Source organism: Paraclostridium sp. AKS73 (assembly GCF_025671395.1).
GTDB lineage: Bacteria > Bacillota > Clostridia > Peptostreptococcales > Peptostreptococcaceae > Paraclostridium > Paraclostridium benzoelyticum.
In genome coordinates, this window is record NZ_JAIXHU010000060.1 from 1 (window position 1) to 13,359 (window position 13,359).

Annotated in this window: 15 protein-coding genes, 1 pseudogene and 1 other annotated feature; of the genes and pseudogenes, 1 reads left to right on the plus strand and 15 read right to left on the minus strand. The window is 28.1% G+C overall.

What is annotated here, in order from left to right:
• Nucleotides 1-138 precede the first annotated feature (138 nt).
• The 9 genes from LEQ07_RS18865 to LEQ07_RS18900 all read right to left on the minus strand — a co-directional run bounded on the left by LEQ07_RS18865 (nt 139) and on the right by LEQ07_RS18900 (nt 6,446).
• Nucleotides 139-1,443: a Na+/H+ antiporter family protein gene (locus tag LEQ07_RS18865; RefSeq protein WP_263331834.1), complete on the minus strand. Its 1,305-nt coding sequence runs from the start codon at nt 1,441-1,443 to the stop codon at nt 139-141.
• Between the two features lie 214 nt (nt 1,444-1,657).
• Nucleotides 1,658-1,858 (minus strand): cold-shock protein, encoded by a 201-nt coding sequence (locus tag LEQ07_RS18870; RefSeq protein ID WP_021125716.1) that lies wholly within the window; start codon nt 1,856-1,858, stop codon nt 1,658-1,660.
• Nucleotides 1,859-1,985: 127 nt separating this feature from the next.
• The gene (locus tag LEQ07_RS18875; protein ID WP_046823113.1) at nt 1,986-2,261 is read right to left on the minus strand and encodes a hypothetical protein; all 276 of its coding nucleotides are present in this window, start codon (nt 2,259-2,261) and stop codon (nt 1,986-1,988) included.
• Between the two features lie 177 nt (nt 2,262-2,438).
• The gene (locus LEQ07_RS18880; RefSeq protein ID WP_263331835.1) at nt 2,439-3,458 is read right to left on the minus strand and encodes a ComEC/Rec2 family competence protein; all 1,020 of its coding nucleotides are present in this window, start codon (nt 3,456-3,458) and stop codon (nt 2,439-2,441) included.
• Between the two features lie 243 nt (nt 3,459-3,701).
• Nucleotides 3,702-3,908: a DUF2752 domain-containing protein gene (locus tag LEQ07_RS23275; protein ID WP_442952442.1), complete on the minus strand. Its 207-nt coding sequence runs from the start codon at nt 3,906-3,908 to the stop codon at nt 3,702-3,704.
• Nucleotides 3,880-4,503, minus strand: coding sequence for a TM2 domain-containing protein (locus LEQ07_RS18885; protein ID WP_052952016.1), 624 nt, complete (start codon nt 4,501-4,503; stop codon nt 3,880-3,882). Before LEQ07_RS18885 ends, LEQ07_RS23275 begins: the two co-directional genes overlap by 29 nt.
• Nucleotides 4,504-4,815: 312 nt before the next feature.
• Nucleotides 4,816-4,986, minus strand: coding sequence for a hypothetical protein (locus LEQ07_RS18890; protein WP_263331836.1), 171 nt, complete (start codon nt 4,984-4,986; stop codon nt 4,816-4,818).
• A gap of 114 nt (nt 4,987-5,100) precedes the next feature.
• A complete protein-coding gene (locus tag LEQ07_RS18895) occupies nt 5,101-5,376 on the minus strand; it encodes a hypothetical protein (protein WP_263331837.1) in 276 nt (91 codons plus the stop codon).
• The gene (locus LEQ07_RS18900; RefSeq protein ID WP_263331838.1) at nt 5,346-6,446 is read right to left on the minus strand and encodes a DUF389 domain-containing protein; all 1,101 of its coding nucleotides are present in this window, start codon (nt 6,444-6,446) and stop codon (nt 5,346-5,348) included. The genes LEQ07_RS18895 and LEQ07_RS18900 overlap by 31 nt, the downstream gene beginning before the upstream one ends.
• A gap of 165 nt (nt 6,447-6,611) precedes the next feature.
• Here LEQ07_RS18900 and LEQ07_RS18905 point away from each other — a divergent pair, with 165 nt between their 5' ends.
• The gene (locus LEQ07_RS18905; RefSeq protein WP_046822840.1) at nt 6,612-6,887 is read left to right on the plus strand and encodes a hypothetical protein; all 276 of its coding nucleotides are present in this window, start codon (nt 6,612-6,614) and stop codon (nt 6,885-6,887) included.
• Between the two features lie 295 nt (nt 6,888-7,182).
• On the opposite strand, the pseudogene LEQ07_RS23280 reads toward LEQ07_RS18905, so the two are convergent.
• The 6 genes and pseudogenes from LEQ07_RS23280 to LEQ07_RS18940 all read right to left on the minus strand — a co-directional run bounded on the left by LEQ07_RS23280 (nt 7,183) and on the right by LEQ07_RS18940 (nt 13,166).
• Nucleotides 7,183-7,805 (minus strand): annotated as a pseudogene (locus LEQ07_RS23280) (DegV family protein).
• A gap of 404 nt (nt 7,806-8,209) precedes the next feature.
• The gene (gene tyrS, locus LEQ07_RS18920; protein WP_263331840.1) at nt 8,210-9,415 is read right to left on the minus strand and encodes a tyrosine--tRNA ligase; all 1,206 of its coding nucleotides are present in this window, start codon (nt 9,413-9,415) and stop codon (nt 8,210-8,212) included.
• Nucleotides 9,416-9,512: 97 nt separating this feature from the next.
• Nucleotides 9,513-9,773, minus strand: a binding site (T-box leader).
• Between the two features lie 87 nt (nt 9,774-9,860).
• A complete protein-coding gene (locus tag LEQ07_RS18925) occupies nt 9,861-10,001 on the minus strand; it encodes a hypothetical protein (protein ID WP_021431096.1) in 141 nt (46 codons plus the stop codon).
• A gap of 1 nt (nt 10,002) precedes the next feature.
• On the minus strand, nt 10,003-10,266 hold the full coding sequence (locus LEQ07_RS18930; RefSeq protein WP_332843352.1) for a YbjQ family protein: 264 nt from the start codon (nt 10,264-10,266) through the stop codon (nt 10,003-10,005).
• Between the two features lie 287 nt (nt 10,267-10,553).
• Nucleotides 10,554-12,089 carry an AbgT family transporter gene (locus tag LEQ07_RS18935; RefSeq protein ID WP_263331841.1) on the minus strand — a complete coding sequence of 512 codons (1,536 nt, stop codon included), beginning with the start codon at nt 12,087-12,089 and terminating at the stop codon, nt 10,554-10,556.
• A gap of 261 nt (nt 12,090-12,350) precedes the next feature.
• The gene (locus LEQ07_RS18940) at nt 12,351-13,166 is read right to left on the minus strand and encodes an Mrp/NBP35 family ATP-binding protein (protein ID WP_263331842.1); all 816 of its coding nucleotides are present in this window, start codon (nt 13,164-13,166) and stop codon (nt 12,351-12,353) included.
• Nucleotides 13,167-13,359: the final 193 nt, after the last annotated feature.

The following is a 13,359-nucleotide window of genomic DNA, read 5'->3' on the forward strand; positions in this document are numbered from 1 at the left end:
ATTACAATATGATAATCTTTAATATAAAATATAATTTATTATTTATATAATAATTTGCACTTTAATTTCTATTTTATACACTATTTGTATAAATCTTAAATTCACATAAAAATAGTCATATGACTAGTTTTTTATAAATTATAATATCACAGCTCCTATTAATCCAAATATAAAAAGCGGTATATTGTAATGTAAAAATGTAGGAACGCAAGTATCCCAGATATGATCATGTTGTTTGTCTACATTAAGCCCAGCTGTAGGCCCCAATGTACTATCTGATGCTGGAGATCCTGCATCTCCTAAAGCTCCAGCTACTCCTATTAATAAAATTATAGCTTGAATACTAAATCCTAGGCTAAGACCTAATGGACAATAAATAGCGGCTATTATCGGCAAAGTTCCAAATGAACTTCCTATTCCCATAGTCACTAGTAGTCCTACTAAAAGCATAATTAAAGCACCTATGAATTTGCTATTTCCAACTATTCCAGATACAGATGCTACCAATGTCTCCACTTCACCTGTTTCTCTAAGAACACTTGCGTATCCTGCCGCTACAAGCATTATAAATGCTATAAGACCCATCATTTTTATTCCACCGTCTACCAACTCATCTATCTCGCTAAATTTAATAGCTTTAGTAACAAATAGCACTATTATAGCACATAAACCTCCCAGTGGTAGTGACCCAGTTAAAATTTGAACTACAAATGCAGTTATAGCTCCTAAAAGTGCACACCAATGTTTAGTTGTCATTTTTTCATCAATTTGATTTTCTTCTAAACCTTCGATTTTCATATCTTTATAATCTCTAGGTTTTCTATATGTTATAAATACAGCTACTAACAGACCTAAAATCATCCCAATTGCAGGTATCCACATTACTCCCGTAACCATATTAGTAGTTGCATCTATTCCATTAGCTATCATTTGGTCTCTTATAATGTTTTGGAAAATCAACCCAAACCCAACTGGAATTGCAATATATGGCGTTTTAAGGCCAAATGTTAATGCACATGCAACTGCTCTTCTATCGATTTTTAATTTATTCATAAGTGATAATAATGATGGTATTAATATTGGTATAAATGCTATATGAACTGGAATAAGATTTTGAGAAAAACATGATATGAACGCTATTAATAAGATTAGTGTAATTTTTTTGTTCTTAACTACTTGAGATATTTTTTTTGCTAGAATTGATGCTAATCCTGTTTTACTTACAGCTACAGCCAAAGCTCCTAACAATATGTAACTTAGGGCAGTCTCAGCATTCCCCCCCATGCCTCCTACTAAAATAGTCATAGTATCGCTTAAAGACATCCCAGAAAAAATCCCAGCAACTATAGCTGCTACAATAATTGATAAAAATACATTAAACTTAAGCAAACAAAGTACAATCATCACAGCAATAGAAATTACGACTGGATTAAAAAACTCCATATAAAATCCCCCTTTATTAAGTTAAAATCTTTTATATATTAAAATTTTTCAGAATTTAACCTTTGAGATAATTATATGCTAATTTGTTATATATTTGTTAAGTTTTTGTACACAAAAAATTTCTTAAGATTACATATAATTTTAAATTTTTTTAATTATTGACATAAAAAAAGACTCTCTCGCATGAGAGAATCTTACTTTAGACAATCTATAATTATAATATAGTTATGTTTTCTGCTTGAGGACCTCTAGCACCTTCAACTATATTAAAGCTTACTTTTTGACCTTCTTCTAAAGTTTTGAATCCGTCTTTTTGTATAGCTGAGAAATGAGCGAATACATCATCTCCACCTTCTACAGATATGAATCCAAATCCTTTTTCACTATTAAACCATTTTACTATTCCATTAGTCATTGAAATGTTCTCCTAAATACCTACATGAAGTTCTCACTTCATTTATTTAAATCAGTAATTCGTTAATCACTGTAATACTTATTATACCACTTATTTTGAAAATGTATACACTTTTTTCAAATTTATTTTAATTTCTGTAATTTAAAACTTTTATATTTATACTATCTGATATGCATTGATCTTCGCCTATATTATCAAAAAATTCTTGTATATCCTCATATTCTGTATCTTCATTAATAACTAATTTATACTCACTATCATCTTCAAATCCAAAAACTATAGTATTACTTTCTTCACAAAACCATAAAAGATCTTCCGTTATATGGCAAAGACCTACAAAGTCAACTTTGTGAGATTCTCCTTGTTGCATAAATTCAAATTTCAATTCTGTTATATCAATCATAATTCCTCCTGATGCCAGCCCTAGCGTCTAAATATATATTTAATTTTTTCTTAATATAATATATCAATAATAACTAAATACTTCAATTATTATTTAATATTAATTAGTGACAAGCGTCACATGAATCCAGTTTTCCTGACTCTTTTATAGTTCCTGAAAGTATAGTTTTGCTCCTACTCAATGTTTTGCACTTACTAGTTGTGTGATATGACTTACCATTGATGTCCAATATACTTTTTCTTCTTTTAAACTATTATTATTTATATTTCCTGGGTTATTATTTGAGTATCCCTTATCGCTTCCACTTTTATAGCTACCTTTTTTACAGTCAATTTTTAATCCGTCCCCGGTAGATACAACAACTATATTTCCACATTCATCACTTCTATGTACTTCAATATTTTCTTGTTTCAACTTCTCCATAGTTTCTTTATGTGGATGTCCATATTTATTATCCTTACCTACCATTATAACTGCATACTCTGGGTATATATTATCTAAAAAAGATTTAGTTGTGCTGCTATGAGAACCGTGATGTCCCACTTTTAATAAATCCACATCTTCAGTTCTTATTTTTGACTCTATTTCAGATTCTGCATCTCCCATTAATAATATTTTATCGTTTCCATTTATATATTCAAGAACTATAGAATTGTTATTTGGGTCATCTGTGTTTGCAACTGATAAAACTTTAAACTTTGACGTTCCTAAATCAAACTCACTATTTAATAAAGGCACACTAGGGTATAGACCTTTGTTTGCAATAGATTCTATAAAATCTCTATATGTTTTTGTGTTTGCATCTCCATTACTTACATATACATTCTTTACTGGTATTGAGTTTATAACTGCATCAAGCCCCCCTATATGGTCTGCATGAGGATGTGTAGCAAACACATATTCAAGTTCTTTTATTCCTGATTTTTTCAAATATTCTACAATTTTTCCTTCATCATCATTATCTCCACCATCTATAAGTGCTGCTTTATTTCCTTGTTTTATAAGTATAGCATCACTATTTCCAGTATCTATAAAATGTATTTCCGATTGTGATTTATTGCCTGATTCATAAGACTTTACCTGCGTTTCATTTTTAACTTCATTTAAATTCTTACTTTGACACCCTGATGTAAATATAATTGCAATAAATAAAATAATAAATATTGTTATTTTTTGTATTTTTTTATATCTTTTCATACATTCTCCTTTTTTATAAATTTCACTGTACAATATTTTAACATATAAGCTGAATTTAACAATACAAATTCAATTCACCTCAATAAGTATATCTTTTAATAAATAACCTAAAAAAAGCATGTAGTTATTAACTACATGCTTTTTTTCTAATTAAATTTTTATATTCACACTTTAATATATTTAATATATCTTTCAAAATTAAATATATTGGGATAATAACCAAAATAATCATATAATTATAATTTATAGCTTTTTTATATTTAATCTTGATAAATTAAAAAAAGCTCTAGTCATTCCACATCCAAAACATTTTATTTCAAATAAATTATACCATAAACAAAAACTTTTACTTTCTATATAGCTAATTGGAATTAAGTATATTATTGTAATTACAAAAATGTATACTAAAAATCTAATTATTTTACCATTGAAGTGGTTCCCCATTATCATCCGTTATTTTATCTATTATTATAAAAATCAAATCCACAATTACCCAAATTCCACTAATTATAGTAGTTATTCCACAGGTTAATATTCCCCCTAAAGTTAATGCTAGTAAAATAAACCCTTCTGTGTTATCTCCTACATAAAATCTGTGTATTCCCATAGTTCCAAATAATATACATAAAATTACAGCCATTAGCTTACTCTTTGTTCCTTTTGTATTAACTCCTGAAAATCTTTTTTTAAGTTCTACCCCACAGTAAATACATATATCTGCCTTTTCATCAGTTTCTTTCCCACATGCATAACAGTAGGAATTTCCTCCCCCCCTTTTTACTCCACATTTAGTGCAAACAGATGACTCATAATCCATTTCATTTGCACAGTTTCTACAATATATTTTTCGATTCGTAGAATCCTTAATTTTAGGTATATAAGGCTTATTTAATTCATTTCCACAACTTATACAAAACTTTGAATCTTCATTTACTTCATTTCCACAAAACTTACAAAATTTATTTCCTTTTCCTATCGAAACTCCACAATCTACACATATGCTTGCATTTTCTTTCAGTTCATTTCCACAGTTTTTACAATACAATAATAATCCCCCCTAATATTTAAGCTTTAAAACTTCTATATTATATTTATTGCTATCATATTATATGCTTGCAAAATTTTTCTTATACACAATATCTTTTTTCATTTTTTGTATATCTAAAATTTCTCTATGTTACCTCACAAATATATGAGTTTTAACTAAGTTTTGATATCCTTGGTTTAAATTATCTGTATGTACAATGTTTTTAAAATTAATTACGATATTTAGCTTTCCAGGTTCTATGCGTAATTAAATAAAAAAGCTACTTCAAAAATATTTTATAATTATTTTGAAGCAGCCCTTTTTAATAAATTATTTTATTTTTAAAGAACTACATATTCCTCCACATTCTAAACAAACACAATCAGGTTCTTTGCTTTCTGTAATTTGAATAGATATCGAGTCACATTTATAACATTTTAATTTGTAAACACTCCCACTTTTTAAAAGTGGTTCAACTAAACTTTCTTTATTTTCTCCCATTTCATCTCAACTCCCAAAATACATTTTACTTTTTTAACTATAGCATATACATATCTACCTATACAAAATAAGTATATTATTTATAAAACTCACTAATATTACTATTTTTATTATTTAATACTGTAATTCTTTTTTAATTTCATTATCTGATTTTATCTCTTCTGGATTTTTTTGTTCTAAATAAACTTTTACATCCTGTTGACCAGTTCTTATTTCAAACCATTTTTCAATATTGCCTATGTTGTTTGCTAAGTTTTCATCACTACTGTACAGAACAAGTGTAGGAATCTCTTTAGATTTATCCTTTTCACCAATTAAATATCCTACATATACTTCATTTACTTGAGGATATATGGACTTTAACTCTTTTGCAATTTCACTTGTTCCCATTTCAGATTCCTTAATTTTTTCAACTTCATCTTTATTTTCAACTGATTATCTATTATAAAATCACTACTTTTACTTTTAACTTCATTTATATATTTATCAATATCTGAAATTTTACTTTCATCTTGTTTTATAACTAATTTTTTATCTTCAAATCCATAATCGCTTAAACTTTGTTGTAATTCTTTTAGATGATTGCTAGAAATTTTTTCCCCTACTACAACAAGTGTAATAGTATCATTTTTTTCACTTACATTTTTACTTACAACATATTGATTTCCTAACTCTTCTCTTATAAATTTATCTAAATTACTTTCATCTAGAGTTTCCTTTATCATACTAACAGCAGAAAACATACTTGGTATTATAACAATAATAGATGCTATTATTATAATTTTTTTAACTTTTCTTTCTTTTATATCGCATACATTTATTCTTGTTGGTATATTTAATGCCTTTGTGACTATAACAGTTGCTATCGTTATAAAAAATCCATTTATAAAAAATAAATATCCCGCTCCAAAAAACATTCCATATTGTTTTGTCGCTAATCCATATCCAGCAGTACAAAGTGGGGGCATAAGTGCAGTAGCTATTGCAACTCCAGGTATAACATTACTTGACTTATTACGGGTAATTCCTATCATACCTGCTATTCCACCTACAAAAGCTATTATAACATCCCAAATAGTAGGGCTAGTTCTTGATAATATTTCACTTCCAGCTGTTGTTATTGGAGTAATTGAAAAGTAAAGCGTAGACGTTACTATACTTATTACGATTGAAATTATCAAAATTCTGAAAGCTTCTCTTAAAAGCTTCACATTATATGTTCCTACTCCATAGCCTATTCCTATAATTGAACCCATTAATGGAGAAATTAACATAGCTCCTATAATAACAGCAGTTGCATTCATATTCAATCCAACAGACGCTATTATTATTGCACAAATTAAAATTATAAAATTCGCTCCATGTACATTCATTCCCTCTAATATATTTTCATGAATTTCTTCATGAGTAGCTTGATTTCTTGTGAATTCATATATAAATTTTTCTTTATTTATTTTCATTTCATTGCCTCCTACACAGTATATATATAATTATGTCACTTAATCTCGTTTTAAATTTACTACAATAGGAAAATTTATACAAGTTCATGAATTAATGTTGTAATTTTTAGTAAATAGTTATATAAATCAAAAACCTTGTTAATACTAGTAGTCGGAGGTAATTTTATGGAAGAATTTATAAATTTTTTAGATAGTAATTTATACCTTAATGGTTTTAAAATGATTAAACTAAGTAGTAATAAAATTCTTATATTTAAATCTTTTAGTAAGTATTCTAAATGTATTTATATAGATATTATCGATGATATAATACAAGTAAAAATAGATAAAATTTTTGATGTTTATGGATTTTATAATGGGATTGAACGTTTAATGCTTCCTAAAAATTCTTTTAACGATATGAAAAGTTCATTAAACTACATTCAAAAAAATTGCAGATAAAAATTGTCTGTGATTAACGAAAAAAAGACCTCTATATTTAGAGGCCTTTTTTCTTTATTATTATAATATTATAATTCCTTATTTTAAACATGCTATTCCTAAAACACTAGGTCCTGAGTGACAAGAAACACAAGCTCCTATTCTAAAAGGATATACGTTTCTTGGCTGTAACTCTTCTTTTACTTTTCCATAAATTTTTTATGTTCATTTACATCATCACCGTATCCAACATAAACATCTTTATCAGAGAAGTCTTCACCTATCTCTAATCTAAGTTGCTCTATCAATGAAGGTATTATTTTTTACTACCTCTTACCTGAGTCTTTTGCTTAACTAAGCCATCTTCTATTTTTAATATAGGTTTTATATTAAGTAAAGTTCCTATAGCAGCTTTAGTTCCTGATATTCTTCCACCTTTTTGTAAGTAGTCTAATGAATCAACAGAGAAAAATACATTTACCTTTTCCTTTTCTTCTTCTAATTTATTCACAATTTGTTCTATATCATATCCTTCAGTTGCCATTTTAGCAGCTTCACCTATTAAAAGTCCACCGCCTATAGAAAGTCCATATGTATCAAATATATAAACCTCTCCCTCAATATCATTTTAGCTATCATAGCTGATTGATATGTTCCAGATGCAGCAGATGAACCCGCTAAGTATAAAACTTGTTTACCTTCACTTATGTACTTTTCAAAAGTTTCTTTAAATGTAGCATATGTAATTTGAGATGTAGATGGTATATTCTCACTACTTCTTAGTAATTTGTAAAATTCATCTTCACCTATGTCTACTCCTGCTTTATACTCTTTTCCTTCAAATATTATAGTTGTTGGCAGTACCTCTATATCGTATGTTTTCATTATATTCTCGGGTACATCATTCATTGTATCACATAGTATTTTTATATTACTCATTATATAAACTCCCTTTGTAAAAAGTAACTTAATTTCATTCTAAAATAATTATACATGTATATGAGTTTAATATCAAACTTTATTAATATTTTAATGTGTATTATTTTACAGTTATAACTTCCTAATTCTGTGGAAATCTATTTAAGAAAGGATGTGTTTATATGAGTCATAAATTCAAAAAAGGTGAATATGAAAAGCTGTTGAACATGCTAAAGCATTACTTGAAAATAACGTTGGGATGTCAGATATCCTAGCTAAAACAAATTTGTGTGAAAATGATGTTAAGAAAATAATAGAAAAAAGACAAGCTGAATTAAATGATAAGCATCCAGATTTCCATTAGATAATTTATGGACTTTCTAAATTTTTAGAAAGTCCATAAATTTTTAATGATTTTAAAATTATTATTTTAAGCAAATTTTAATAAATTTTTTCTTTCCTACTTGAACTATGATAGTTTCATTTATATTTATATTCTTTATATCATCTAATTTTTCATTGTTAACTTTAATACCACCTTGTGTTATAAGTCTTCTAACTTCACTTTTACTACTTACTAATTTATTTTTAACTAACTCATCTATCAAATCAAATTCAGATTTTAATACTTCTATAGTTTGTATATCATTAGGTATTTGACCTTTTTGAAAGACTTCTTTAAATCTATTTTCTGCATCTATAGCTTTTTCCTCTTCATGGTATAATTTAACTATTTCTTTAGCTAGGTTCATTTTTATATCCCTAGGATTTACTCTATTTTCTTCTAAATCTAGTTTGATATTATCTACTACATCAGGATGAATATCTGTTACTAATTCAAAGTATTTGATTATAAGCTCATCAGGTATAGTCATAGCTTTTTCATACATTACATTAGCTTGTTCATCTATTCCAATATAATTCCCTAAACTTTTACTCATTTTATCTTTGCCATCTAATCCTTCAAGCAAAGGCATAAATATAGTTACTTGAGGTTCTTGGTTAAATTCTTTTTGTAACGCTCTTCCCATTAGCACATTAAATCTTTGATCAGTTCCTCCTAGCTCTATATCTGCTTTTATCTCAACTGAGTCAAATCCTTGCATTAGTGGGTAGAAAAATTCATGTAGTGATATTGGAGTCTGACTTTCATATCTTTTTTTGAAATCTTCTCTTTCGAGCATTCTAGCTACTGTAGTAGTAGATGCTAAACTTATAGCTTCCTCAAAACTTAATTTTGATAACCATTTACTATTAAAGACAATTTCTGTTTTTGCTTTATCTAGAACTTTTAAAATTTGTTCCTCGTACGTCTTAGCATTTTCTAGTACTTGCTCTGTGCTAAGAGCCTTTCTAGCCTTAGATTTTCCTGTAGGATCTCCTATTTTTCCTGTAAAATCTCCTATAATTATAACTACCTTATGACCTAAGTCTTGTAACTGCTTCATCTTTCTTAGCACAACGGTGTGTCCTAAGTGTATATCTGGTGCACTAGGGTCTAATCCTAATTTAACTACCATAGGTTTATTTTCTTTTTGAGATTTTTCTAGTTTATTTTTAAGGTCTTCTATCCCTATTATTTCATCTACACCTTTAGATATTATTCTTATTTGTTCATCTATGCTTTTCATAATTAATCCTCCTTAAAATTTTATATAAATTAATTTTTAAGGATGGGAGCTTAAATATTATACGGCGCCAATACAATAAAAAAACTCCCGCCCTTATAAAAAGGACGAGAGTATTACTCACGTGTTACCACCTTAATTCATCATTATTTCGCAATAATGACCTCTTCAAGTACGCCAACTTATTGGGATACTCTAGCACTATAACGTGTGCAAAATCCGGCAACTGCCTACTGGTTGTTATCTTTCGGAGTGCAGCTCAGAGATGTATTCAAGCTAAATTATCTTTTGCCCCTCTCACCAACCGGGTACTCTCTGTAAAGATTACATTAACCTTACTCTTTCTCGTCAAAGCTTTTTTTATAATTGCTTATTTTTATAATATGACTTTTTAATATATTTTGTCAATACTTTTTAAAAATATTCATAATTATTAAAATTTATCAATTTAATAATCATCATACTTATCCCAGTCTTCTTCTTGTTTCTCTTTTTTTCTTTCTATAACCTTTAAGATAAGTAATATTATACTTCCAACTATAATAGCTACGTATGCACATATAACTATCATTCCTATAAAATATAACAATTTATTTTTCTTCCTCTATAACTACAGCTGTTCCATAGGCTAGCATCTCTGCTGCTCCTTGCATGACTGCTGCTGATGTTAATCTAAATCCGATTATAGCATTAGCTCCTTTGTTTTCTGCGTCTTCAACCATTCTTCCTATAGCTACTTTTCTAGCTTCTTCTAGCATTTCATCATAACCTTTTAGCTCTCCACCAACTAATTGCTTAAAACTTGCTCCAATGTCTTTTCCTATATGTTTTGCTCTTATCGTGCTTCCTTTCACTAACCCAACAACTTCTACTATTTTTTCCCTGGTACATTTTCAATTGTTAATATTTGCATGTTAATACCTCCTTTTTAGTTATTAATAACTTATATATATTATATACTATATATAAAGCTTTTGCTATATACATTAATTCTACCATATAATAGAAAATTAAATATTGTTTAATAAAATCACTACATAAAGTTTGCTTAAAATTCAAGTCAATTAATAATAAATTTCTCCCACCTATATTTATATAAAAAAGAGCTGTTTCATATATGAAACAGCTCTTTTTTATATATTTAAAATCCTACTGGTATACCAAAACTCATCCATATTACAAATAGTATGGTCCAAGCTATTAAGAATGTCATAGAGTAAGGTAACATCAACGATATAACCGTACCAATTCCCGTATCTTTTTTATATGCTTGCATAAACACTATAACCATTGCAAAGTAACTCATAAGTGGAGAAATTATATTTGTAGAACTATCTGCTATTCTATATGCAGTTTGAACTACATCTGCTCCTATTCCAAGCTTTAAGAACATTGGTATAAATACAGGAGCCATTATAGCCCATTTAGCTGATGCAGATCCCATAAACAGGTTTATAAACCCTGTTATAATTATAAATCCAACAAGCAAAGGTATTGATCCTATATTTATAGACTGTAAGAACTCTGCTCCTCTTACAGCAATTATAGTTCCTAAATTTGTATATTCAAAGTATTTTATAAACTGTGCTGCAACGAATGCTAAACATAAATATCCACCCATTGAACTCATCGCTTTACTCATATGAGCTGCAACTTCTTTTTCATTTTTTACAGTTTTAGCAATTTTACCATAAACTACTGATGGTACAAAGAACATTAATGCTATTATTGGTATTAGACCATTCATTAAAGTTGAGTGATCAACTATAGAGTCTAAGAAACTTGCTTTATCTAAGTTCCTTAAAAATGAATTAGGCATTGCAACAAGAATGACTAATCCAATTACCATAAATAATAAAGTAAAGTTTGCAACCTTCATAGCTTTAGCTTCTTCAGGTTTTATAGTTTGTAAATCACTAGCTCTTGTCATTCCATCTGAATTACTATCCATTTTAGAATCATACTTACCTAGTTTAGGTTCTATAACTTTAGTAGTTATTATAGTTCCTAATATTGTTATTAAAAATGTAGATACTACCATAAAGAAATAGTTAGCAGTAGCACTTATACTAACTGTAGGATCAATTATATGTGCTGCCTCATTTGTTATTCCTGCTAGCATAGGATCTATTGTTCCAATTATTAGGTTTGCACTAAATCCTCCTGAAACTCCGGCAAATGCTGCTGCTATACCTGCTAGTGGATGTCTTCCATAAGCCATAAAAACTAAAGCTCCAAGCGGAATTAATATAACATACCCTGCATCTGATGCCATGTTTGACATGATTCCTAAGAAAACTACAGTTGGAACTATTAATTTTGATGGTGTTACACTAACTATTTTTTTAAGTAATGTTCCTATATATCCTGAACTTTCCGCCAATCCTATTCCTAACATTCCAACTAAAACAACTCCCAGTGGTGCAAATGAAGTGAAGTTTGTTACTGCATTTTCTAGCATATATTTAAACCCTTCACCATTTAATAAGTTAACTGCCGTTATCGTTTGTTTTTCCACTTCCATCGTTTCTCTATTTATAAGTTCGGCTGTTACACTTAACCCCATATTCGCTGCTATTGCAGATATAATAGCGATTGCAATACAAAGCATTGCAAATAAAGTAACTGGATGTGGCAATTTATTACCTATGTACTCTATACCATCTAGAGACTTCATCAAAAACTCTTTTTTCTTTAACTGCTGATTTACTCATATTACGCCCCCTTTATTTATATTTATCATTCTTTTTTATAATGGTAGCATAGGGTTAACAAAAAAACAATGCAGTTTTTCAATATTCTATATTTTCAAATTTTTCATCATTTTATACAAATAATCTCATTTTATACATTCTTTTATATGTAATAACCTTAAATTATAATTAATTTTATAATTAAACAAAAAGCGATCTTAACCTAAGATCGCTTTTTCATTATTTTATTTTATGTTTTCTATAATATCAGTTAATATATTATTTAATTCATCGCTTATTTCATTTAAACCATTGTGCGTTATATTAACAATTTCCTTAGTCATTGGAAGTTCTCCTAAAAGTTTTAAATCCATTTCATTTAAGAATTCTTCTGTTTCTTCTCCATCAAATAGCTTTATTTTTTTATCACAATCTGGACATTGAATGTAGCTCATATTTTCAACTACACCTAATACTTTTATATTAAGCATTTTAGCCATATTTACAGCTTTTGCTACTATCATAGATATCATATCTTGAGGAACTGAAACCATTATAACTCCATTTAAAGGTATGTTTTGCATTACTGTAAGTGGTACATCCCCTGTTCCTGGAGGCATATCTATTAATAAATAATCTAGCTCTTCCCACATTACATCTTTATAAAACTGTTTCACTGTATTGCTAATTATAGGTCCCTTCCATACTATAGCTTGATTTTCTTCTCCAACCATAAAGTTTATTGACATTGTTTTTATGTTATCTTTAGTTACTATAGGAGATATATCTTTTCCATTTGGTGAAGTTGCTCTCTCATTTTGAACTCCCATAAGTCTTGGAATACTTGGACCAGTTATATCTGCATCTAATATACCAACTTTATATCCCATTTTATTTAATTTTTTTGCAATAAGAGCTGTTACAGTAGATTTTCCAACTCCACCTTTTCCACTCATTACACCTATTATATTTTTTATTTTATTATTAGGATTATTTTCTATTGTACAAGTTTCTTGCTTATTACAATTTCCTTTAGATGGACATGAATTACAATTTCCCATTTGCATTACCTCTCTTTTCTTTTGTCTAGTTTTTTAATTATAGTAAAATATGTATAAAATAATACACATTAAAGATCTTAATTTAATTATAAATCAAACTACTCTCAATTAATATATACCCCTCATAAAAATAATAAATCATAAATAAAAAATATTATATTTTATACCAAAGGCTATTAAAAGTTTTTTATTG